This is a genomic window from Alishewanella tabrizica, assembly GCF_014652375.1.
Taxonomy (GTDB): Bacteria; Pseudomonadota; Gammaproteobacteria; order Enterobacterales; family Alteromonadaceae; genus Alishewanella; species Alishewanella tabrizica.
Window position 1 is genome coordinate 295698 of sequence record NZ_BMYR01000001.1, and the last position, 24318, is coordinate 320015.

The 24318-nt window shown below is 45.6% G+C and carries 21 protein-coding genes; 15 read left to right on the forward strand and 6 right to left on the reverse strand.

Going from position 1 to position 24318, the window contains the following annotated elements:
• Position 1: 1 nt before the first annotated feature.
• On the reverse strand, positions 2-1156 hold the full coding sequence (locus IE070_RS01370) for a porin (protein WP_189479676.1): 1155 nt from the start codon (positions 1154-1156) through the stop codon (positions 2-4).
• 240 nt (positions 1157-1396) lie between these two features.
• Here IE070_RS01370 and IE070_RS01375 point away from each other — a divergent pair, with 240 nt between their 5' ends.
• Positions 1397-3556 (forward strand): S46 family peptidase, encoded by a 2160-nt coding sequence (locus IE070_RS01375; protein ID WP_189479678.1) that lies wholly within the window; start codon positions 1397-1399, stop codon positions 3554-3556.
• A gap of 152 nt (positions 3557-3708) precedes the next feature.
• Here the strand turns inward: IE070_RS01375 and IE070_RS01380 are convergent, their stop codons facing one another.
• Entirely contained in the window at positions 3709-4329 is a 621-nt protein-coding gene (locus IE070_RS01380; protein WP_189479680.1) for a TetR family transcriptional regulator, read from the reverse strand.
• A gap of 283 nt (positions 4330-4612) precedes the next feature.
• Between IE070_RS01380 and IE070_RS01385 the strand changes: the two genes are divergently transcribed.
• From IE070_RS01385 to IE070_RS01395, 3 genes are read left to right on the forward strand one after another with little or no spacing between them, the layout of a single operon-like run.
• Positions 4613-5416: a TetR/AcrR family transcriptional regulator gene (locus tag IE070_RS01385; RefSeq protein ID WP_229796886.1), complete on the forward strand. Its 804-nt coding sequence runs from the start codon at positions 4613-4615 to the stop codon at positions 5414-5416.
• A 58-nt stretch (positions 5417-5474) separates the two neighbouring features.
• Positions 5475-6593 carry an efflux RND transporter periplasmic adaptor subunit gene (locus IE070_RS01390; RefSeq protein WP_189479682.1) on the forward strand — a complete coding sequence of 373 codons (1119 nt, stop codon included), beginning with the start codon at positions 5475-5477 and terminating at the stop codon, positions 6591-6593.
• Positions 6594-6603: 10 nt separating this feature from the next.
• Complete coding sequence (locus IE070_RS01395) at positions 6604-9702, forward strand: efflux RND transporter permease subunit (protein WP_189479683.1); 3099 nt, start codon at positions 6604-6606, stop codon at positions 9700-9702.
• Positions 9703-9773: 71 nt separating this feature from the next.
• Here IE070_RS01395 and IE070_RS01400 read toward each other — a convergent pair whose 3' ends face one another.
• Entirely contained in the window at positions 9774-10640 is an 867-nt protein-coding gene (locus IE070_RS01400; RefSeq protein WP_189479685.1) for an EamA family transporter, read from the reverse strand.
• A gap of 299 nt (positions 10641-10939) precedes the next feature.
• Between IE070_RS01400 and IE070_RS01405 the strand changes: the two genes are divergently transcribed.
• Both IE070_RS01405 and IE070_RS01410 read left to right on the forward strand, forming a co-directional pair.
• Positions 10940-12217 (forward strand): DUF3422 domain-containing protein, encoded by a 1278-nt coding sequence (locus IE070_RS01405; protein ID WP_189479688.1) that lies wholly within the window; start codon positions 10940-10942, stop codon positions 12215-12217.
• A 17-nt stretch (positions 12218-12234) separates the two neighbouring features.
• Positions 12235-12993 (forward strand): lytic transglycosylase domain-containing protein, encoded by a 759-nt coding sequence (locus tag IE070_RS01410; protein ID WP_189479690.1) that lies wholly within the window; start codon positions 12235-12237, stop codon positions 12991-12993.
• Between the two features lie 6 nt (positions 12994-12999).
• Here the strand turns inward: IE070_RS01410 and IE070_RS01415 are convergent, their stop codons facing one another.
• The 3 genes from IE070_RS01415 to IE070_RS01425 are packed head-to-tail and all read right to left on the reverse strand — an operon-like array spanning position 13000 to position 15616.
• The gene (locus IE070_RS01415; protein ID WP_189479691.1) at positions 13000-13425 is read right to left on the reverse strand and encodes a CBS domain-containing protein; all 426 of its coding nucleotides are present in this window, start codon (positions 13423-13425) and stop codon (positions 13000-13002) included.
• Positions 13426-13436: 11 nt separating this feature from the next.
• On the reverse strand, positions 13437-14555 hold the full coding sequence (locus IE070_RS01420) for a PilT/PilU family type 4a pilus ATPase (RefSeq protein ID WP_189479693.1): 1119 nt from the start codon (positions 14553-14555) through the stop codon (positions 13437-13439).
• 8 nt (positions 14556-14563) lie between these two features.
• Positions 14564-15616: a type IV pilus twitching motility protein PilT gene (locus IE070_RS01425; RefSeq protein ID WP_189479695.1), complete on the reverse strand. Its 1053-nt coding sequence runs from the start codon at positions 15614-15616 to the stop codon at positions 14564-14566.
• A 26-nt stretch (positions 15617-15642) separates the two neighbouring features.
• Between IE070_RS01425 and IE070_RS01430 the strand changes: the two genes are divergently transcribed.
• The 9 genes from IE070_RS01430 to IE070_RS01470 all read left to right on the forward strand — a co-directional run bounded on the left by IE070_RS01430 (position 15643) and on the right by IE070_RS01470 (position 24265).
• Positions 15643-16335 carry a YggS family pyridoxal phosphate-dependent enzyme gene (locus IE070_RS01430; protein WP_229796887.1) on the forward strand — a complete coding sequence of 231 codons (693 nt, stop codon included), beginning with the start codon at positions 15643-15645 and terminating at the stop codon, positions 16333-16335.
• Position 16336: 1 nt separating this feature from the next.
• Complete coding sequence (gene proC / locus IE070_RS01435; RefSeq protein WP_229796888.1) at positions 16337-17152, forward strand: pyrroline-5-carboxylate reductase; 816 nt, start codon at positions 16337-16339, stop codon at positions 17150-17152.
• A gap of 21 nt (positions 17153-17173) precedes the next feature.
• A complete protein-coding gene (locus IE070_RS01440; protein ID WP_189479699.1) occupies positions 17174-17713 on the forward strand; it encodes a YggT family protein in 540 nt (179 codons plus the stop codon).
• A gap of 34 nt (positions 17714-17747) precedes the next feature.
• Entirely contained in the window at positions 17748-18233 is a 486-nt protein-coding gene (locus IE070_RS01445; protein ID WP_373296880.1) for a DUF4426 domain-containing protein, read from the forward strand.
• Between the two features lie 10 nt (positions 18234-18243).
• Positions 18244-18858, forward strand: a complete 615-nt coding sequence (gene rdgB / locus IE070_RS01450; protein WP_189479701.1) for an RdgB/HAM1 family non-canonical purine NTP pyrophosphatase — start codon at positions 18244-18246, stop codon at positions 18856-18858.
• Complete coding sequence (gene hemW, locus IE070_RS01455) at positions 18855-19997, forward strand: radical SAM family heme chaperone HemW (RefSeq protein ID WP_189479704.1); 1143 nt, start codon at positions 18855-18857, stop codon at positions 19995-19997. Before rdgB ends, hemW begins: the two co-directional genes overlap by 4 nt.
• A 24-nt stretch (positions 19998-20021) precedes the next feature.
• The gene (locus IE070_RS01460) at positions 20022-21872 is read left to right on the forward strand and encodes a DUF885 domain-containing protein (RefSeq protein ID WP_189479706.1); all 1851 of its coding nucleotides are present in this window, start codon (positions 20022-20024) and stop codon (positions 21870-21872) included.
• 68 nt (positions 21873-21940) lie between these two features.
• The gene (locus IE070_RS01465) at positions 21941-22903 is read left to right on the forward strand and encodes a magnesium transporter CorA family protein (protein ID WP_189479707.1); all 963 of its coding nucleotides are present in this window, start codon (positions 21941-21943) and stop codon (positions 22901-22903) included.
• Between the two features lie 12 nt (positions 22904-22915).
• A complete protein-coding gene (locus IE070_RS01470) occupies positions 22916-24265 on the forward strand; it encodes a magnesium transporter (RefSeq protein WP_189479709.1) in 1350 nt (449 codons plus the stop codon).
• Positions 24266-24318: the final 53 nt, after the last annotated feature.

Here is a 24318-nt window from a genome sequence, read left to right on the forward strand (position 1 = left end):
CTTAAAACACTAAATCAACGCCAAGGGCAATTAAACCGGCCCGATCACCTGTGGTATCGTTCTTTTCAGATGAATATTGCACTTTAAAGGCAGCTGATGGATGAAAATCATAACGCGCGCCAAGGTTCCACGTTTTAGTACTGCGCTCTTGCGAACGCACTAATCCTTGCACAGGCACAAATAATTGCGGAGGCAATACCGTTTGGAAAGGCAAGAAAATATCATCACGACTGTCGTTATCTTCGACCTCGTAAGATACATAAGGGGTAAAACTGTTAAAACGTTTCCCTAACGAAACATAATAATTGTTTTGTTCTGCAATAAAACTGTTATCCACTTTAACGCGTGTGATTTCCGTTACGGCAACCCAATCACTATTATCGTAGGTTAAGCCAAATCCTAAAAAGGTTCCTTTTTCTTCTTGAATATCAATCGCACTCACCAGGTTGTTTAAGCCAAAACCGTTAAGGGTATTGAATAATCCCCCAATCGTGACATTTTGTCCAAGCGAGGCTGACTCAGCGTCAATAGTCACTTTGCCGGTTAAATACGCCACGCGTCCGCTTAAATTACCTTTGGCCAGCTCCCACGTTACGCCGAGGATATTCTTAATTTCGGCGTCTACTTCTAAACCGCTAACGATCGCTTTTCCATCATAAGAACCGGCGACCGCTTGTAACGTTGATTCAAATGCCCCTAATTGCGCTGTGCGATAAAAAGAAACACCTTCGATATTATCAAAACCTAAGCCATATACGCCTTGTGGCACACGTAACCAATCGTAAGCATAGGCAACATCTTTAAAATCAGAGTATTTATAAAAAGGTGTACGCAAGCGGCCTGCATTGACACGCATATTGTCTGATAATTCGTACGTAATAAACGCCCACTCAAACCCTACGTCAAAATCTTTATTACCACGCCCCATGAGTTGCCCAGTAACAGAGAGTTTCTCGCCTAAATCAGATTTAACCTGTAACGCAAACAAGCTCTCGTTTTTCAGATCAAAGCTATCATCATAACCATATAAAAACTCATCACTGCCGGTGGTCATGCCGCCTTTTATTGAGGCAAAGCCATTAATAGCCACGTTTGCAAACACCGCAGGGGCCGCTAAGCATCCCATAAGCGCGAGCGATAACACTGTTTTTTTCATATTGACCTCATTAAAAGACGCTAGTAATTCATGCTGTTACTGTAACAATCAACAAACTCAGTTTCATATTAGCATAGTATCGTTTTTAGCAAAGGATCTTTAGGACATTTGAGACATTATTTTTTTAAGTGCGGTAATTTGTAACAGAAGATTGCTAAGTATTGACAATAACAGCTTGCTACAACCACTATGGGGAGTAATCAATCTTATCCACCTCCATAACAAATAAGAAATACACTTATGAAAAAAACCTTGCTCGTACTGGCATTAACCGCCAGTGGTTTTACCCTTGCCAACGAAGGCATGTGGATTCCCCAACAATTACCAGAAATTGCCGCCGAGTTAAAAGCGGCCGGTTTAGAACTTGATCCTGCCAATCTAACTAAATTAACTGAGTTCCCTATGGGCGCTATTGTCAGTTTAGGCGGTTGTTCTGCATCCTTTGTGTCACCGCAGGGCTTAGTTGCCACTAATCATCACTGTGTTTATAACAGCATAGCGCACAATTCAACGGCAGATAATGATTTATTAAAAAATGGTTTTTTAGCAAAAAGTTTTGCTGAAGAAGTCCCTGCCGCGCCAGGGAGTCGCATTTTTGTTACCAAAGCGGTAGACAATGTTACTGCGCAAATTATTGATGCAAAAACGGCAAAACTCGCTGGTAAAAAGCGTGTCGATGCCATTGAAGCCAATCAAAAAGCCTTAGTAGCCGCATGTGAGCAAGATATTGGTCATCGTTGTACCGTAGCCGCTTATTATGGCAGCTTAGAGTATTTCTTAATTAAACAATTGGAAATTAAAGACGTACGCTTAGTACATGCACCTGCAGAAGGTGTTGGCAAATTTGGCGGTGATACCGATAACTGGATGTGGCCGCGCCATACTGGCGATTATAGCTTTTTACGCGCCTATGTGAGTCCTGATGGCAAGTCAGCTGATTTTCATGCCGACAACGTCCCTTATACGCCAGATTTTCATCTTAAATTGGCTAAAGAAGGCTTGAAAGAAGGAGATTTTGTGATGGCGTTGGGTTATCCAGGCCGCACGAACCGCCATCGATTACCCTCTGAGGTCGCCGATACGTTTGAATGGAGCTATCCAAATACGGTGAGCCAATTCACCGAAACACTGGCAATTATTGATCAAGAAACGGCGAATGATCGTGATGCCGCACTAAAATATGCAAGCCGAGTGGCGGGCTTAAATAATTATTTAAAAAATCGTCAAGGCATGCTCGACAGCTATGCACAAAGCGATTTCTTAGCCCGTAAACATGCTGAGCATGACGCGTTAACACAATGGGTAAATAGTACCAGTGCTAATAAAAAGGCCTATGCTAAAGATTTGGCCGCTATTGAAAAACTGTTAAAAGAGCAACAGCAACAAGGTCGAGATAGCTATTTACTCGCCAATGCTACACCACGGTTACTTACCACCGCTCGTAGCCTGTATCGTTTAGCCGAAGAGGGAACTAAACCTGATGCAGAGCGTAAAGCCGGTTTTCAAACGCGCGACTTACCACGCTACAAAGCCTTTGTTGCCGGTATGGATCGCTCTTTTGATAGCAAAGTAGAAAAAGCGCTCGATTTACATAACCTGGCTAAGTATATCGAATTACCTAAAAAACAACGCAATGCTGACTTTGATAAAGCGCTTGGCATAAAAGATGGCATGGATAAGCAAGCGTTAGAGGCATTAATTGATAGCTGGTATAGCGCCACTATCATGACAGACGCAACGCAACGTGCAGCACTGGTAGAGTCTACTCCAGCACAATTTGCACAAAGTACTGATCCCTTTGTTAAAGCCGCTGTGGCATTGTATAAAGCGGATATGAAACGTGAAGCGCAGCAAGAAGAGCTAGCCGGCAAAATTCAACAAACCTACGCCAGCTACATGCGGGCGAAGATTGCCTTTATGCAATCACAAGGTAAAGCGGTTTATCCTGATGCGAATAGTACATTACGTGTGACCTTTGGTAATGTTACAGGCCGTCCTCATGGTAACGAAGATGGTAATGCCTGGACCGCTTTTACTACATTACGTGGTATCACGGCTAAAGCTACCGGCGAGGGTGAGTTTAATGCGCCACAAAATCAATTAGATGCCATTAAGGCGAAAAACTATGGTCCGTATGCCGTAAGTAGCCTAAATTCTGTGCCAGTAAATTACTTGGCAACGTTAGATATTACCGGTGGTAATTCGGGCTCAGCTATTTTGAATAGCAAAGGTGAGTTTGTTGGATTAGCCTTTGATGGCACCTTAGACTCCATTATCTCGGACTGGGATTTTAATCCAGCCAATACCCGTTCTATTCAAGTTGATTTACGCTTTATGCTGTGGCAAATGCAGCAAGTGGATAAAGCCGATAATCTACTCAAAGAAATGGGTGTAATGTAAAGCTAGGCCTTTGTAGTCGCGGTACTTTGTGTCGCGGTTATTTATTATGCAAAAGCCCCTTCCTTGTTGGTTGGGGCTTTTTGTTAGTCAGACACGTTGCATAAACAACAGGCGCTGTGAATAAACAATATGCGCAGCAACTTTGTAATTAATTAACGGGGATGACAACGTAATTGTGCAAAATAATCAGATAATAATAATGTTATCATTGGCGCACTGGCTTGCTCGCTTTGTTCACGCAATACACTCAGGTATAACCCCATCACATAGGCTTTTAACGCAAAGGCGGCACGTTTTTCATCTAACTCTGCAGCGACTAAGCCCATATCACGTGCTTTGGCAAACAATGCTTCGCAGCGCAGGCGGATACGATTGTGTAAGTCTAAATCATGTTGATGCAAATCGGCTAAATCACCGACCTGTTCACAGCGTGTTAGTAAAATAGCATGAACACGGTAATGCCGGGCATCTTCATATAATTGCATTAAGCTAGCGTGGCACATGTCATACAGTGCTGCTAAGGGATCGGTTTGCTGTTCAATTTTCTGCTCGAACATGCGCTCCATGGGTAATTTAACCCGTTGTAGCATGGCATTAAATAAACTGACCTTATCCGCAAAATGCCAATAAATCGCACCCCGCGTAAAACCGCCAGCGCGAGCAATCATTTCAAGCGACGTTTTGCCATAGCCATGTTCTAAAAACATCAGCTCTGCGGCATCTAAAATTTTATCGCGGGTTTGTTCCGAATCCGCTTTGCAAGGTCTGGCCATAATAATCTGGGGTCCGCTACAGCAGTATTAACACCTTTCATAATCCTTTGCACGACCAAAACCCTTTCAAACGTTTGCTTCGGTATATCAACGTTCCAAGCTGTCTTGCTGTTTTAAATGACAATAGGAAAATGCCATATGCGTACAAATATTATAATGTATAAGAAATTAACATTCACGGATGTTTGCTGCAATAGCTTTTCGCTGAATCCCCCCGCAACTACGATTAGCCGCACAAATTTGGTGCAAGGTATTAGGGGAACTGGCAAAGATATATCTTAATATGAATCTTGCTCAGTTTTTGAATTTAATTCATAATTCACCATCATTATGGCAACGCGAGACTGATCTTATGACGGTAACCGAGCGTAAAGAGCGGCAACGCTTGCTTCGAGAGCAGTTATTTCTGGATAAAGCCGCCGAGCTGATTGCTCAGCATGGCATTCTTCCTCTACAAATGGCGCCGTTGGCCAAGGCGTGTGATTATGCAACAGGCACCTTGTATCAACATTTTAGCTCAAAAGAAGATTTACTTTTGGCATTAGCCAATCGTAACAGCTGTCATCAGATACAACTATTCCAGGGGATTGCCGCGTTACCCATTAGCAGCAGAGAAAAAATGCTTGCCCTGTGTGTCGCGGACCACATGAACCAGCAAGCACATCCCAGCCATGCAGGACTAGAACAATATATTTTTACCGAAGTTGTTTGGAAAAATGCCTCAGCAGCTAGACGCCAAGCCATCATTGATAACAGTAAGCCATTGGCTGAAGTGGTAAGCGGTATTGTGCAGCAAGCCATTATTGATAATGAATTACCAGCACACAACTGCGATGCCTTTAATTTGTCGGTGGCGCCCTGGGCGCTGTGTGTGGGAACAAACACCCTAGAGCGTACTGAGGGCTTATTAAGTGCATTTGGTGGCAATGCCGATCCGCTGCAACGTTATCGCCATCTGCATATGTTATTAAACGGTATGCAATGGCAACCGTTACAAAGAATCGATGATCGCGTGGAATTATCCAAACAAATTGCCCTGTTACAGACATTGCTTGAACCGTTTTTTCAATGTGAAAACACGGCGTAACCATTTTTATCTATCAGTTTAATTGTGATTTTGGGCACTGCCCTTTCAAGGAGAAACCATGCTTAAGCGTATGCTTATAATGTTAGTCGTTGTTACTTTGCTATTTGGCGGTATTTTTGGCTACAAAGCTGTTGGCAACTATTTTATGAATCAGTTTTTTGACAATATGCCAATGCCCCCTGCCGCCATTACGGCCACCACTGTTAGCGAAGATAATTGGCAACCTTACCTCAATGCAGTTGGTAGCTTTGTCGCAGTGAATAGTACAGAACTCACTACCGAAGCCAGCGGCATTATTAGCCTGATCCAATTTGAAAATGGTGCGGCAATCAAAAAGGGACAATTACTCGTGCAATTGGATGATTCGGTCGATCAGGCTGAACTCGCACGCTTAGTGGCTGCCGAAAAATTGGCAAAATTAGAGCAAAATCGTTTAGAACGTTTGTTTCGTGATAAAGGGGTCTCTGAGCTAGAGTTACGTCGTCGCGAAAGTGAAGCAGCACAAGCCAGCGCTGCCGTCGTATCGCAACAAGCGCGCATCGCGCAAAAGTCGTTGTATGCGCCGTTTGATGGTGTAGCAGGTATTCGTCAAGTAAGTTTAGGGCAATTACTCACTGGCGGCACTGCGGTAGTAACGTTGCAATCACTGGATCCCATTTACCTCAATTTCACCCTACCAGAGCAACACTTAACGTTAATTGAAATCGGAAAGCCTTTAAGCATTCAAGTTGATGCCTTTGGTGATGAACGCTTTGACGGCACCATCACCGCTATTGCGCCTGCCATTCGTGAAAGTACTCGCAGCATTGAGGTTCAAGCTACCTTTGCAAACCCTGAACAACAATTACGCCCAGGTATGTTTGCCCGTGTGCAGTTAAACAACGGTGAATCTAACCAAGTTACATTAGTGCCGCAAACCGCTGTGCAGTTTAACCCTTATGGTAATTCTGTTTTTGTGATTACTGAGCAAGATGGTCAAAAAACGGCGCAACAACGCTTTGTGAGCACCGGTGAAGCACGGGGTGATTTAGTCTCAATTACCGCAGGCGTAACTGTTGGTGAAGAAGTGGCCACGTCGGGCTTACTCAAATTACGCAATGGTGCGGTTGTTAACATTGTTAGCGATACCACGGCTGCGCCCAGTGCTGAGTTAAACCCTACGCCAGCTAACCAGTAAGGATGTTGCCATGCGTTTTACCGATATTTTTATTCGTAAGCCGATACTGGCAAGCGTAGTAAGTTTATTAATTTTGCTATTAGGCTTTAGAGCCATTAGCGAAATGAATGTCCGCCAGTTTCCAGAAATTAAAAACGCGGTGGTCACTGTAAGCACTGTTTATGTGGGGGCCGATGCCGATTTAATTCAAGGTTTTATTACCACGCCATTAGAACGGGAAATTGCCGCTGCCGAGGGGATTGATTACCTCGTGTCAAGCTCGGTGGCTGGGGTAAGTACGATTCAAGCCTATTTACGGCTTGACTATGAACCGAATGAAGCACTGACGCAAATTGCTGCGCAGGTGAATAAAATCCGCTCTGAATTGCCTGAAAATGCCCGCGATCCGGTGATCTCATTAAAAATGGGGCAAAATGTCGCGGCAATGTATTTATCGTTTTACTCTGAAATATTGGGTAATAACCAAATTACCGATTATTTAGTGCGCGTCATTGAACCTCAATTAGCCACTATACCTGGCGTACAACGTGCCGAGATATTAGGTGCACGTACTTTTGCTATGCGTATATGGCTGGACCCGGCCAAAATGGCAGCGTTTGATCTTACCGGCTCCGATGTCAGCGCTGCCCTGCGCAGTAATAATGTGCTTGCGGCACTGGGCAGTACCAAAGGACAAATGATCACTATTGATTTAAATGCAGCCACTGATTTACGCAGTGTGGAAGAATTTAATGCGCTTGTAATCAAAGGTGATGGCCAAAGTTTAGTCCGTTTAGGTGATATTGCAAAAGTTGAGCTAGGCGCAGAGAGCTACGACAATTCAGTCAGCTTTAACGGCTTGGCGGCCACCTTTATGGGGATAGAAATTTCGCCAGATGCGAACGCCTTAGATGTCATCGCGGAAGTCCGTAAAGTATGGGAACGCGATATTTTAACGCAGTTACCTCAAGGACTAGAAGCGGATATCCCGTATGATTCTACCGAGTATATCGAAAGCGCCATTGACGAAGTGGTGGTATCGATTGTTGCTGCCTTGGTTATTGTAGTATTGGTTATTTATGCCTTTTTAGGTTCAGTGCGTAGTGTAATTATCCCTGCGGTCGCCATTCCAGTTTCGCTGGTTGGTACTTTTTTCTTGATGTGGATTTTAGGTTTCTCCATCAATTTGCTGACGTTGTTAGCAATGGTGTTAGCGATTGGTATTGTGGTCGATGACGCGATCATCATGCTTGAAAACGTGCACCGCTTCATTGAAGAAGGCTATTCCCGCATAGATGCCGCGATCTTGGGAGCACGTCAATTGGCGTGGCCGATCATAACCATGTCAACTACCTTAGTGGCGGTATTTTTACCCATCGGTTTTGTTGGAGGATTAACCGGCGTACTGTTCGTCGAATTCGCCTTTACCTTGGCCGCATCGGTCATTTTATCCGGTATTGTCGCATTAACCCTATCCCCGGTCATGTGTGCCTATATTTTAAAACCTCATCAGGGCGACGAGAAAGAAGAGAAATCATTAGAAGCTTGGCTAAATGCGCGTTTTGAATCGCTGCGTACAGGCTATCAACGCCAACTCCACAGCACTCTTAATACGATGCCGGTGGTGCTAACCTTTGCGGCAATCGTGTTAGTTTCTTGCTATTTCTTGTTTATCACCAGCCCATCAGAACTGGAGCCAGCGGAAGATCAAGGCTTTGTGTTTTCAATTTTGGAAGCCGACAGCTTTGCTACGCTTGATTATTTGGAACGTAATACTGCTGAGTTAAATAAACTCCCAGCACAAGCGCCTGAAATACGTAATGTGTTTATTATTAATGGTCTAGGCAGTACCAACTCAGCCATTGCCGGCTTTGTGTTGGCACCTTGGGATCAACGTGAACGGACCACAGCGGCCGTGCTAGAACAAAATATTCAACCCCATATGGCAGGGATCCCGGGGTTAAACAGTTTTGCGTTAGTGCCGCCTTCTCTGCCCTCACCAGGTGATGGTACACCAATAGAATTTATCATTGGTTCTACCTTGCCGTTTGCCGCATTAGATGAAGTGGTAAAAGAAGTCTTAGGTCGCGCTATGGCGTCTGGCCGCTTTATCTTTGTAGACAGCGATTTGAAAATCAATAAACCACGCCAAACCGTGCAAATTGATCGTGAAAAAGCGGCATTAATGGGTGTCTCGATGCAACAAATTGCCGCTGACTTAGGCAGCTTGTTATCGGGAGCCGATGCGGGCCGTTTTGCGCTAGACAATCGCTCATACCGGGTGATCCCGCAAGTGGAACGTGCCGAGCGATTAAACCCTGCTCAATTGAAAGATTATTACACCCGCAATGAACAAGGCGAGTTAATTCCCTTATCAACCTTAGTCACATTAACAGAGTCGGTTCAACCGCAAGCGTTACGCGGTTTTCAGCAGTTAAATGCAGTGAAAATCTCGGGAGTGCCTCGTCCCGGTGTGCCCCTTGGTGAAGCACTCGCGGTACTTGATCAAATCGCGGCAGAGGTCCTTCCTGCAGGCTTCAGTGTTGACTATGCTGGACAATCACGCCAGTTTAAGCAAGAAGGCCAGCAATTGGTGGTCACCTTTTTCTTCGCGTTAATCGTGATTTTCTTGGTCCTCGCGGCGCAATTTGAATCTTACAAAAACGCCATTATCATCATGGTTACTGTGCCGATGAGTGTATGTGGTGCGTTAATTTTTACCAGCTTAGGCGTAACCAGCATTAATATTTACACCCAAGTCGGCTTACTCACCTTGGTAGGATTAATTGCAAAACATGGTATCTTGATTGTTGAATTTGCTAATCAATTACAACAAGAAGGCCGGACTAAGCGTGATGCTATTGAAGAGGCAACTGCTCTTCGCTTGCGTCCAATCTTAATGACAACCGCCGCAACCGTACTGGCCGTTATTCCATTATTAATTGCTACTGGCGCCGGTGCTGCCTCTCGTTTTGCCATGGGTGTCGTGATCGCAAGCGGCATGACCATTGGTACTTTCTTCACGCTATATGTGGTGCCTGCCATGTATTTACTGTTGGCACGCGATTATCAACGTGATCCTGATACAGAAACGCAGGTGGATGAACCACTGGCGGCTAAGAAAAGCTAAGCACCAGCATTACGCTTAAAAAATGGCAGGATATTCCTGCCATTTTTTTGTTTACTGCCTCACGCCTCATCTTAAGTCGTCAAACTTTTCCGCCCTGATAAGGTGCTTCCCAAAGACGCACTGATCACGAAAAAAATGGCTAACCATTGCGTTAGGCTCAACAACTCACTTAGTAAGATAAAACCTGCTAACGCGGCAATGGCCGGCTCTACACTCATTAGCACACTAAAGTTTTGCGCCGACAGGTTTTTTAACGCAATCATCTCTAAGCTGTAAGGTAAAGCACTGGATAGTGCAGCCACGGCAATCGCTAAGGGAATAATCTGCCAGTTTAGCAAAGCACTGCCTGCACTTACGATCCCAATCGGAACTAAAAAGGCGGCCGCCACGGTCATACCCAATGCTACCGTGACGCCACCAGAGCCAAGATTGCCTGCACGCTGACCATACAAAATATACCCTGCCCAACAAGCACCCGCCGCTAAAGCTAACATCACCCCTACCGGATCGAGAGCATCAACACTGCGCATATCTGGCAGCAACAATAAAATGCCGCCCAGCGCCAACGCAACCCATAATAGATCTAAGCGCCGACGTGATGAAAAAAGGGCAACGGCCAAAGGCCCTGTAAACTCTAATGCCACACCGATCCCTAATGGAATGCGGGCAATCGCGAGATAAAATAATAAGTTCATGCCCCCCAAACACAGTCCATATACCACAATGGCACGCCAATTTCGGTGTGTGGATAAGGCACGCCAGGGCCGAAACACACACCACAGCATGATTGCAGAAAATCCCACCCGTAACGCGGTGGTGCCCGCAGGGCCAATTAATGGGAAGAGTTGTTTAGCAATAGATGCGCCCGATTGAATCGTCACCATTGCTAAGAGCACACTGACAATAGCCAGATAAAATGCTTTATGTTGTTGCCACATATCGTTTCCTATTACGCAATACTCCCACCCCCTAAACCTTGGTGTAGTACCTCGCTATTGTATGCCAAGTATTATTGCTTGCCGTACATTTATTCGAATGATTGCACCGTTACTAAGCATTTTGCCTTGTTAAAACACGGCAAAATGCCCTTTTTTCACCTTAAATGTTACGCGTATTATAAATTTCATAATATTTTTATAGGCTTATCACTTTTGACACCTAAACTTCACGGGGTTTTCTCTCTGGCATAGATACTGCAGTCAATCAGGCCGGGTAACACACATTATTGAGGTGACTTATGGAAAGCTTATCCCGTCGCAATCATCCTATGCGTGATGTTCTTGATAAAGAGCTGCAACAGCGTACATTTCCAGCCATTGAAGCCCCCTGCCGCCTATGTCACTTTATGCTCACCGTGACACCGGCCTCGCGCGCCTTGGAATTGCAATTAATGCAACAATTAGCAGCGCAGCTTAATTGCCCGCTAACCGACACAGCACAAGATATTACGTTGCCCTTGTATGGCCAATGGTTACGTTGGGAGCGTCATGGAGAATTTTCAACCTATACCTTTATTCGCCAAGGCGCCACCCAACCTTGGTTTGATGATCCGTTGGATTTTCTGCCATCACGAGACTGGTTTCAGGCCATCCCTGGACAGGTTTTTCGGATTGTGCAACTTACCGTGATCAGCAACGCGAGTGCCTTAGTCGCACAAGACGTGGCCCCCTTATTTCATGCAGAAAACTGCATTAATAGCCAGCTTGCTGCGGGTAAAGCCCAAATATGGACCGATTTTCAAAAACATGCCGAGGGCGCAGGGCGCATGTTGCTTGTGAATCAAGGCCTTTCGGCAAGCGCCTTAGGGCGCGTAGCGCAGCAGCTATTCGATCTGGGTAACTATCGCAAATTATCCTTATTAGGCTGGCCGGTTTCTCAACAAAGCCTGCATAAACTCAACAGCCTAGAACAAGATTTAGCACAACTTATTCAGCGGATAGAACAAGAGCCGCACAATGATGAACAATTGCTTAAACACATCATTCAACTTGCCGCCGCCACCGAACGCTTAATTGCCGAAAATAATTCTCGCTTGCAAGCGACTGCAGCCTATTATCAACTAACACTCGATCGCTTAAAAGCACTGGAAGAGGTAGCGATTGATGATAAGCTGTCTCTGCATGATTTTACGGCCAGACGCTTAACCCCAGCGTTTCGTACCAGTGAATCAGTGCAATTACGTCAAAACAGTTTATCAGGACGACTCGGGCGTTCAACCGCGTTATTGCGTACCCGCATTAATGTAAAACTCGAGCAGCAAAATCAACAACTCTTGCTCTCTATGGAGCAGAAAGCTAAGCTTCAACTCAAGCTGCAGCAGATGATTGAAGGGTTTTCTTTTGTTGCCATCAGCTATTATGCTGTGCAATTAGGCGAGAAAATGTTGAACGCCGTCAGTTATTGGCAACCACAACTTAATATCGCGTTTTGGAAAGCGCTCAGCGTGCCATTTATTGTCATTACTGTCGCAGTATTACTCAGTTGGTTAAGCAAACGGGTGAAGCAACAACGCTAAGGAGCAGGATACTGATTATGTTTAAGCCCAGTCTGATATTCTTAGGTTGCGCCAGCTTGAGTATTGCCTGCCTAAGTTTTGCCGAACACAGTTTTGCTGACACAAGTTTGGCCAATATTGCGGAACAAGATGCTGCTACCCATAAGGCACGACGCCGGCTATCACCACATACTGATTCACCATCAAGCGTACCCTCGAGTACACCATCAGATCAGCCAAAACCGCGGGCTGTGCCGAAAATTCATGTTTACAAAACCGTATTGGCTGATGGCAGCGGGCATTTTTCTGATAAACGCCCTACTCATCAAGCATTTGAATTACTGCGTTTCGATTGCTTTGCCTGCGCGCCTAAGTCTAGCATTAATTGGCAAAATACCCCATTATTTACGCAACGTTTTACCCGCGTAATTAGCCAAGCGGCCAGCGAATTTAACTTAGATACCGCGCTGGTACAGGCGGTTATACACGCAGAATCGGCATTTAATCCCCGAGCCGTATCACACAAAGGGGCAACGGGTTTAATGCAATTAATGCCCGCGACACAGCAGCAATTTCAGGTCTCGGATGCGTTTGAACCTGAGCAAAATATTCGCGCGGGTAGCCAATATTTAGCCCAGTTATTAGTGGCATTTCAAGGTGATCTTAGCTTAGCCCTAGCCGCCTACAATGCCGGCCCTGCAACGGTAAAACGCTATAATGGCATACCACCGTTCGCCGAAACGCAAGCCTATGTTGAACGAGTGAAGATCTTAATGCAGCGCTATGCGCAGCATTAATAGTCTTTACTTTGCCGCTTTCGCCAGTAACGCACTTTTAAGAATATCTTTCCATGATAACAAGCCGAGTAACCGTAGCTGGCTGTCGGCCACAATTAAACAACTGATGTTATGTTCAATTAGCATCGCTGCAGCAACACGTAACGACGTATCTGGGGTAACGGTAATCACCGGCGACACCATAACCTGATGCACCTTGCGTGTGCGCATAAAGAGCCCAATAGCTTGATCACTGGCTGCATCCATCACCGGGCTTAGCACCTTAAAATAATCTTTAACAGACACTATGCCGATAACCTTATCAACGCCATCCACCACCACGACATGCTGAAAACGCGCTACAGTAAAGACATTTCTTAAAGAGGCTAAACTGGCATCACCATGGGTGGTTATCAGCTTACTTCTTGGCGTCATCATGGCATTAAGTGGCATAGTTATCTCCGTTAATTCTTATCCATTCCATCTAAGGTTACGCCAGCTAAGAAACCCGAACCTTTCACTTCGTTATTACGGAGTTTAATCATCAAACGTAAATCATTAGGCGAATCAGCATGATGAATAGCATCGGTATAACTGATGGTGCCGTTTTGATAAAGATCATAGAGTGCTTGATCAAAGGTTTGCATACCCAGCTCTCGCGATTTACTCATCACGGTTTTAATCTCACCAATTTCACCTTTACTGATTAAATCAGCAATAAAAGGTGAGTTTAACAATACCTCAATAGCTGCGACGCGACCATTTCCATCTGAAGTTGGAATTAATTGCTGTGCCACAATACCGCGTAAATTCAGTGATAAATCAAATAGCAATTTATCATGCATTTCTTTTGGCACTAAATGCATAATCCGATCAATCGCTTGGTTAGCATTATTGGCGTGCAGCGTAGCAATACATAAATGACCAGTCTCTGCAAAAGACAGGGCATACTCCATTGTATCTTGCGAACGGATCTCGCCTATCAAAATCACATCGGGCGCCTGTCGCAATGAGCTTTTTAACGCAGCAGCAAAAGACTCCGTATCTATCCCCACCTCACGCTGTGTAATTAAACTACGCTGATGCTCGTGCACAAACTCAATGGGATCTTCAATAGTCAGGATATGACCTTTGGCATTTCGATTGCGATAACCAATTAAGGCGGCTAGCGAGGTAGACTTACCCGTACCCGTACCACCGACAAACAACACTAGTCCGCGTTTGGACATAATGATTTCTTTTAATATCGGCGGTAGCCCTAAATCATCCACATTAGGGATATTCGTAACAATACGGCGCATCACCATGCCGGCTTTGTCGCGTTGCCAAAAAGCGGATACCCGAAAGCGACCCGCCTCGTTGGCGATAGCAAAATTACACTCTTTGTTTTGCGTAAATTCATGCCGCTGCTTATCGTTCATGGCGGCTAGCACTAAATTAAGTGAATCGGCTTCGCTTAATACCGCATCAGCAATCGGTAACAATTCGCCATTTATTTTTGCTGCAACCGGCATACCGGCGGTAACAAATAAATCTGACGCGTTTAACTCAACCATCTTTTTTTGATAATCAACCAGTTGCATAGCTACCCCTACATTCGACCTATACCACCAAAAGTGTTTTTATCTTGTGCTTTGGCGGCAGCATCTTTTTGGCTGACTAGGCCGCGATTCACTAAATTGACTAAACATTGATCCATAGTTTGCATACCATGCGCTGCGCCGGTTTGGATTACCGAGTACATTTGCGCAATTTTATCTTCTCGTATTAAGTTACGAATGGCCGGCAACCCCACCATAATTTCATGCGCGGCAATACGCCCACCACCGACTTTTTTCAGCAAGCTTTGCGAAATAACCGCTCGCAAGGATTCGGATAACATAGAACGCACCATGGCTTTTTCTTCACCCGGAAACACATCGATGATCCGGTCAATCGTCTTAGGTGCCGAAGTGGTATGCAAGGTACCGAATACTAAGTGACCAGTTTCTGCCGCCGTCATCGCAAGCCGAATCGTCTCTAAATCCCGCAATTCGCCCACCAAAATAACATCGGGATCCTCACGCAGCGCGGAGCGTAGCGCATTGCTAAAACTGTGCGTATCGCGATGCACTTCACGTTGATTGATTAAACTGAATTTATTTTGATGCACAAATTCAATCGGATCTTCAATGGTTAAAATGTGATCAAAACGACTGCTATTAATGTAATCGATCATGGCAGCTAAGGTGGTACTTTTACCCGAACCGGTTGGACCGGTGACTAGCACTAAACCCCGTGGATTTTCCGCAATGGTTTTGAAAATATCAGGCGCGCCCAGATCATCTAAAGTTAATACATCACTTGGGATCGTACGAAATACGGCGGCGGCACCACGATTTTGCACAAAAGCATTTACCCGGAAGCGGGCTAAATTAGGCACCTCAAAAGAAAAGTCTGATTCTAGGCGCTCTTCGTATTCTTTACGCTGCTTGTCCGTCATAATCTCATAAATAAGCGCATGTACTTGCTTATGGGTTAAAGGCGGAATATTCAGTTTGCGCACATCGCCATCGACTCGAATTAGCGGCGGGACACCTGCAGAAAGGTGTAAATCGGACGCCTTATGTTGCACACTAAAGGCTAATAATTCGGTAATATCCATGCTTAGGAACTCCAACTGACTTATTTATGATGAATAACATAGCAGAACAACTTGCCCTCGCCTATCACCAGTTAGCGAAAAACTGCGAACAGGCGCACGTCCCTCAAGAGCGCGTTAAACTGATTGCGGTTAGCAAAACGAAGCCAAACAGCGCTATAGAAGCGGCATTTGCTGCTAACCAACGCCAATTTGGTGAGAATTACCCACAAGAACTCGCGACCAAAGCAGACGCTTTGCAACATTTAACAGAGATTGAGTGGCATTTTATTGGGCCTTTGCAATCGAATAAAACCCGTTTGGTTGCAGAGAATGCAAGCTGGGTGCACAGCATTGATCGTTTAAAAATCGCACAGCGCTTAAGTGAGCAACGCCCCGTTAAACAGGGTGATTTAAAGATTTTATTGCAAATAAACATTAGCCAAGAAGAAGCGAAATCAGGTATTGCCCCGGATCACATGCTAGAACTTGCTGCCGCAGTAAGTGCGTTACCCAATCTGACACTACGCGGGCTGATGGCGATTCCCGCACCTGGCGATAACACGCGTCTGACAGCCGATTTCGCTGCCATGCAACAATTATCACTCGAATTACAAAAACACTATCCTGACGCGACTGAATTATCGATGGGCATGTCCGATGACTGGCCACTGGCTCTACGATACGGCGCAACTATGATAAGATTAGGCACCGCAATTTTTGGCGCAAGGAATTATGACTGAGATGAATGACAACAGAGTCGCTTTTATTGGCGCAGGCAATATGGCACGGTGTGTCATTGCCGCCATGGTAAAAGCTGGGTATCCCAAAGACAATATTATGGCCGCTAACCGCAGCGAGCCGAAATTACTGGCACTTGCCGCTGACTTTGGTATTCATACCTCGTTGAGCAATGCAGATGCCGCAACATGGGCTGATGTGATTGTACTCGCAGTTAAACCGCAAATGATGCAAGACGTTTGTCAGCAATTGTTAGCCGACGCCCCAGAGGCAGCTGATAAGCTTTTTGTGACATTGGCTGCGGGCTTACCGGTTACCCATTATGAACAATGGCTAGGACCTATCCGTTTGGTTCGCGCTATGCCTAATACCCCCTCGTTAGTGGCATTGGGTGTAACAGGATTATACCCAAGCCGCTGTTCTAATTATGAAAAAGCCTTTGTTGATCATATGTTCAGTGGTACCGGTATGACGGTTTGGTTAGAGGAAGAGCATGAAATTAATCATATTATTGCCGTAACCGGCAGCTCACCCGCTTATTTCTTTTATTTTATGCAAGCCATGCAACAAAAGGCTGAGCAACTGGGCTTTAGTTCCGAGCAAGCCAAAGCTATGGTAGCGCAAACCGCGCTTGGCGCCGCGACCATGGCCTTACAAAGTGAACATAGCTTTGCCGAATTACGCGCCCAAGTGACCTCTAAAGGGGGCACAACCCATGAGGCCGTAAGCTCCCTGGCAACTGCGGGCTTAGAAAGTATCATTGATAACGCCATGCAAGCGGCCATTAATCGTGCCGAAGACATGGCGAAAAGCATTTAACCTGTGGGCGGAGACGCGTTTATGGAAGCACTACATTTTTTAATTAATACGGTATTTACCCTTTACTTAATGGTCGTTTTACTGCGGTTTTGGTTACAATTAGTTCGAGCAGACTTTTACAACCCTTTTAGTCAATTCATTGTTAAGGCGACAAATCCGATAGTACTCCCTCTGCGTCGGGTGATCCCCAGTCTTGGAAAACTGGATACCGCTACGCTGGTCATTGCCTACTTACTTGCCACTGCAAAATTTATTGTGCTACAACTGGTTTTTTCGGTTTCGGTGCAAATCGGGCCAAGCCTAATTCTTGGTGGGCTTTTGCTGATTAAAGAAACCTTGAATTTGATTTTCTGGGTGTTGCTGATCCGCGCCATCATGAGTTGGTTCAGCCAAGGTCGTAACCCGATGGAACATGTCTTTCAGCAACTGACCGAGCCGTTTTTAGCCCCTATACGCCGGATCTTACCCCCCATGGGTGGCCTAGATTTGTCGGTACTCGTGGCCCTTATCGCGTTAAAGTTTGTTGAGCTGTTACTCGGTGACTGGTTTAGAGGCTTATAACCTCATCTGTAGATGCAATAATGGGAGTCATACTATGCAACATGTTATGAGACAATCATCACTAGGATGGTTAAACGCTATTCAGCATAAGGTACTAAAGGTAAGCCTATTTCTGATGCTTATTGCGAGTTTCTGGTTTACCGCCGGTGTGCAAGCAGAGCAAAAAAAGCAATTAGGTGATTGGGATATTCATTATATTGCCTTTAATTCTACCTTTTTAACTCCAGACGTCGCCCGAGCGGCTAATTTAAGCCGCAACAAAAATAACGCTATCATTAATATTTCAGTATTAGATACGCAAACGCAACAAGCACAAGCGGTCACTATTGGTGGCATTGCTCGAAACTTATTAGGGCAACAACGCGATCTCGTGTTTCGGGAAATTAAAGATGGCGATGCGATTTATTATATCGCCGTGATGCCATTTCGAAATGAAGAGCAATTACGCTTTAGTTTAGATATTCGTCAGGGGACTAAGCGGCAGCAACTGAACTTTGAACAAAAACTCTATACTGAATAAGGTTTTACTCATGCAAAAAGTTGTTCTTGCCACCGGCAATAAAGGAAAAGTCACCGAGCTCAGTGCCATGCTAGCGCCTTATGCGATCTCGGTGATCCCACAAACGCTATTGGGCGTGGGTGATGCAGATGAAACGGGCTTAACCTTTGTTGAAAATGCCCTGATAAAAGCACGCCATGCCGCGCATATTACTGGTTTACCCGCCATCGCTGACGATTCTGGCTTGGCGGTAAACGCGCTGGGGGGCGCGCCAGGTATTTATTCGGCACGCTATGCTGGGGCGAATGCCACTGATGCGACTAATATCGATAAATTACTCGCGGAAATGGCTAACGTTCCCATGGCACAACGACACGCGGCGTTTCACTGTGTCTTGGTTTATTTACGTCATGCGACAGATCCAACGCCCGTGATCTGTCATGGCAGCTGGGCGGGCTTCATCGCGCTCAATCGCTCGGGTGAAGCAGGCTTTGGCTATGATCCGGTATTTTATGTGCCAGCACTCGAAAAAACCGCTGCCCAATTATTGCCTGCTGAAAAACAGCAACTGAGTCATCGGGGACTGGCATTACGTGCGTTAGTGCAACACCTTGCCACCTTACCACACAGCGAGATAACCGTTTGAGCCTGCAATTACCGCCACTTTCACTGTATATTCACATTCCGTGGTGTATTCAAAAATGTCCTTATTGCGATTTTAACTCGCACGCGGTAAAACAAGGGATCCCAGAACAAGAATATATTGCACATCTCTTAGCGGATTTACGCCAAGATTTACCGCTCGTTGTCGGTAGACCTTTGCACAGCATTTTTATTGGCGGCGGCACGCCCAGTGTATTTAGTGCAGCGGGTATTAAACAGATCTTAGACGGCGTTAAACAGGAACTGGCGACGTTACCCAACATGGAAGTCACCATGGAAGCTAATCCGGGGACCTTTGAAGCTGAACGCTTTGCTGGGTACGTTGCTGCAGGTGTTACCCGTTTTTCTATTGGTGTACAAACCTTTCAAGCCGCTCAGCTCAGTGCCTTAGGGCGTATTCACAATGCCGCAGAAGCACAAGCCGCCGCAAAACTTGCTGCAACACTGCCTTTGCACAGTTTTAATTTAGACTTAATGCATGGCTTGCCAGGACAAGATGTGGCGATGGCATTACACGATTTGGATACCGCCATTGCGTTAAATCCCCCCCATCTATCTTGGTATCAACTGACCATTGAACCGAATACAGCCTTTGCCTCACGCCCTCCTGTGCTGCCCGACGATGACATTCTTTGGGATATTCAGCAGCAAGGATTAGCGCGCTTAGCGGCCGCAGGCTATGAGCAGTATGAAACCTCGGCATACAGTAAAGTGGGGCATAAATGCCAACATAATCTAAATTATTGGCGTTTCGGGGATTATTTAGGTATCGGTTGTGGTGCTCACGGCAAGATCACCTTACCCTCAAGAAACGCTATTTTACGGACGGTTAAAATTAAACATCCAAAAGGTTATATGGATTTGAGCCGTGGTTACTTGGATGAAAAACACCCAGTGCTGGCCGAAGACCGGCCATTTGAATTTTTTATGAATCGCTTTCGTTTACTGGAAGCGTGCCCGTTTAACGATTTTACCGCGTTTACCGGCTTACCGTTAGCAACCCTTAATGAACCTATTGCCACGGCGTTAACCCAAGGTTTATTGACTGAACAGGCAGATGCTTGGCAAATCACCCCGCATGGTGCACGCTACTTAAATGATTTACTGACCCTGTTTATTTAACAAGGTTAAAAAGGAATAGATGTTATGAATATTCGCTCTCCCCGTTTGGGTTTACTTTCTTTAGCGCTAACTGCGGCCTTAGTGTCTGGCTGTGGCCCGAAAACGGCGCAACCGTCGTTAATCACTGACACCTCGACACAACAACAGGTGGATTTGAACGAACGCGCCAATCAACTCTTTGAACAAATTTTTAATGAACGCGTGCAACGCAATCCAGTATTACAAACCAGTTTAGGTATAAAAGATGATTATGATAAATGGCAAGATCTAAGCGATGACGCCTTTGCCGCAGAATTAGCGATGACGCGCCAACATTTAACGCTATTAGAAGCGATTGACAGCCAAGCGCTGGATCCGCAAACGCGCTTAAGTTATCAGTTAATGCACAAACAGCTGAATGACACCCTCGAAGACGCCAAATGGCGACTCTATAACTACCCAGTAAATCAAATGTTTGGCATTCACTCGCAAGTCCCATCAGTGCTTATTAACCAGCATAAAATCAGTGACGTTAACGATGCCAAGGCCTATATCGCCAGATTAAATGCCGTGCCACTGTTATTTCAACAATTACAACAACACCTAACCGCACAAGCCGATGCGGGTATTATTGTGCCACAATTTGTATTTGCGCATTTACGTTCAGCCAGCGAGAACATTATTCAGGGTGCGCCTTTCGACGAACAGGCTGACAGCACATTACTGGCAGACTTTAGCGGCAAAGTCGCGCAACTCTCTCTAAGCGAGGTTGAACAAAAATTACTAGTGGATGAAGCACGTGTTGCACTTCTGACCAGTGTGGGCCCGGCTTATCGGCAATTACTACAATACTTTTCTGAATTAGAACAACGCGCAGGAACGGATGATGGTGTCTGGCGTTTTCCAGACGGCGACGCATATTATCAAAACCGCTTAACGCGGATGACAACAACTGATTTTACTGCAGAAGAAATTCATCAACTGGGTTTAGATGAAGTGGCGCGGATCCATACCGAGATGCAAGCCATTATGCAACAGGTTGGATTCAGTGGCACCTTGGCGGCATTTTTTGAATATATGCGCGACGCGCCTCAATTTTACTACCCAGAAACGGCTGAGGGGCGTGCCGCCTATTTACGCGATGCGACTGCCATTATTGATCATATGCGCACGCGGTTAGATGAGCTGTTTTTGGTGAAACCACAAGCAGAGATGATTGTACAAGCCGTTGAGCCTTTTCGGGAGCAAAGCGCTGGTAAAGCGTTTTATCAACGCCCATCGATGGATGGTACACGGCCAGGCGTTTACTATGCCAACTTATATCGCATGAGTGATATGCCAAAGTATCAGATGGAAGCATTAGCCTATCATGAAGGGATCCCCGGTCATCATATGCAATTGGCCATTGCGCAAGAGCTAGAAGGTATTCCTAAATTCCGTCGCTTTGGTAGCGTAACAGCCTACATTGAAGGTTGGGGCTTGTATTCTGAATTATTGCCAAAAGAAATTGGCTTATATCAGGATCCTTACGCTAATTTTGGTCGCCTAGCGATGGAATTGTGGCGAGCAGCGCGTCTTGTGGTCGATACCGGCCTGCATGCCAAAAAGTGGACGCGAGAAGAGGCCATACAGTACCTTGTAGACAATACGCCTAACCCCGCCACGGATGCCAGTAAAGCCATTGAGCGCTATATTGTGATGCCTGGCCAAGCAACGGCTTACACGGTGGGCATGGTTAAAATTCTGCAATTGCGTGCTCATGCTCAAGCGAGCTTAGGTGAGCATTTTGATATTCGAGCCTTTCATCAAGTTATACTTGAAAATGGCGCGGTACCACTGGATACCCTAGCACAGTTGGTTGACGCCTATATTGCGCGAACTAAACCCGCTAACTAAACGTGACGAGGTAACAACATACTGGTTATGGTATGTTGTTGCCTGCTAGAGAATTCAGTAGGTAGTCTATGATTCATATTCATTATTATGATCCCGAACTTGCTGCATGGCAGCAGCGTCAGGTGCAGCAGATCGCACAAGAATTACGATTAAGTGCCCCTATTTGGCTAGACTTAACTCAGGCGACGAATGAAGAAGAATCGCAGGTAATGCACGCCATGGCGATCGCGCCTACCATGGCAGAAGACTTTACCCGGCAACGACATCCCCCTAAATTTGAAGCACAAGCGCATTTTTCGCTGTTAGTATTACGCGGCTATGCTGATCCTGACTTTTCAGAGATAACCCAAAGTGCTCAGGTGAATTTGTTATTCTCAGGGGATGTGCTTATTAGCAAAGTACAATGCCATGAGCCCTTACTTGCCGCACAGTTAAAACCTGTACTCTCTGCTGAGGGTAAAGTTAGTGTGGTGGACTGGGTAAAACACTTTACCCTGGTGGTTTCTGCCAGCTATTTAGGCAAATTGCTTAGTTTTGAAGAAGAGCTCAGTGAGCTCGAAGATGCTATGCTGCATAAAGGCAATGATGAATTAATGGCAACGATGATGCGAAATCGCTCGGTATTACGCAAAGTAAATCGGAACTTAGCGTATCAAAAAGATATCTTTTCTGATGCCATGTATGAAGAACAACATGTCTTAGCGAATCATTTCTCTAATGCCGATTTGCGAGACTTTTATGAAAAGTTTGAACGTCTTCATTCTATGACCGATATGTACTACGATCAGCTGAGTGATTTAGTCCATGGCTACATGTCGACCACTTCGCATCAGATAAATGAGCGTATGAAGGTTCTGACGATGGTCAGTACCATTTTTATCCCTCTGACCTTTGTAGCGGGTGTCTATGGGATGAACTTTCATAATATGCCCGAGCTCACCTTTGCTAAGGGGTACTTTATTACGCTATTGGCGATGCTATTTATGGGCTTGGGGAGTCTTGCCTGGTTTAAATTTAAACATTGGTGGTAACAAGGATGCCTTATGGTTGAAAACCCACATCTGGATTTAGAAGAAATTGTGCGGGATAGCTTTGATGAAGAAGAATTCAATCAGCTATTAACCCGCTTAACAGAGCTTGAGCCAGCCGAACTGGCCCTTGCCTTAGAATCGATGCCACTTGAGCAACGACTTAACTGTTGGCTGGGTTTAGCCCCTGAAGATCAAATTGCCGCCCTTACGCATATGCGGGTCGATGCCCGCGAAAACGTGTTTAAGCAACTTGACGATGGACAATTAAAAACCCTCGTTGAAGAAATGGACGTTGATGCTTTGCTGGAGCTTTTAGAAGAGCTGCCACAACGTTTATATGATTACGCCTGTTCTCGGCTCGATGCCAGCCAGCGCCGCTGGTTAGAAATGGCGCTCACTTACGATGAAGATCAATGTGGTCGTTATGCCGATCATGATCTATTGATTATTAATAAAAACGCCAAGGTACGCGATGCCATACGGCTGTTCCAAACGGTGCCAGACGACGCCGAATATCAAGATACCTTGTTTGTTATTGATCGGACCGGTCGCTACGCAGGACAAATTCAGGCCAGCAGCTTACTTGGTCGCGGCAGCCATTTGCCTATAGAAGGCTTTATTGATGAAGATTGCCCAGTGGTTGATGGTCAACTCGATTTAGATCAAGGCTCAGATATTGTTGCACGCTCTGGCTATACCGCCCTCGCCGTTGTGAATGATCAAGGTAAATTACTGGGACGCCTTTCCATTGGCGAGGCGCTAGAGAATGTCCGTCGCAGCCTAGAAAGCCAATTTATGCATACTGCAGGCTTAGATGAAGAAGAAGACTTGTTTGCGCCTATTTTTATCAGCGCCAAACGACGTGCAGTGTGGTTAGGCATTAACTTATTAACCGCCTTTTTAGCCGCGTGGACCATTGGCTTATTTGAAGCCACGTTACAACAAGTGGTCGCTTTAGCAGTACTAATGCCTATTGTTGCCAGCATGGGCGGTATTGCAGGTAGCCAAACCCTGACCTTGATGATTCGCGGGCTAGCCTTGGAGCAAATTACTGAACAAACCTATATGACCCTGTTGCGCAAAGAAATGGGGGTTGCGGCGATTAATGGCGTATTGTGGTCGATTGTTATCGCCGTTATTACGTATTTTTGGTTTGGCGACTGGCTTATCGGCGGTATTATTGGTTTAGCCATAGTAATTAACATCATTATTGCTTCCGTATCTGGCGTGTACATCCCGCGCTGGTTAGACAAGCTGAATATTGATCCCGCCTTATCAGGCTCAGTGATCCTAACGACAGTCACCGATGTGGTAGGTTTTTTTGCATTCTTAGGACTAGGTTCGCTATTTTTACTGGCATAATATTGTTATCTGGAGTGGGTGAGCATAAGGTTTACCCACCGTCTCAATTCGTT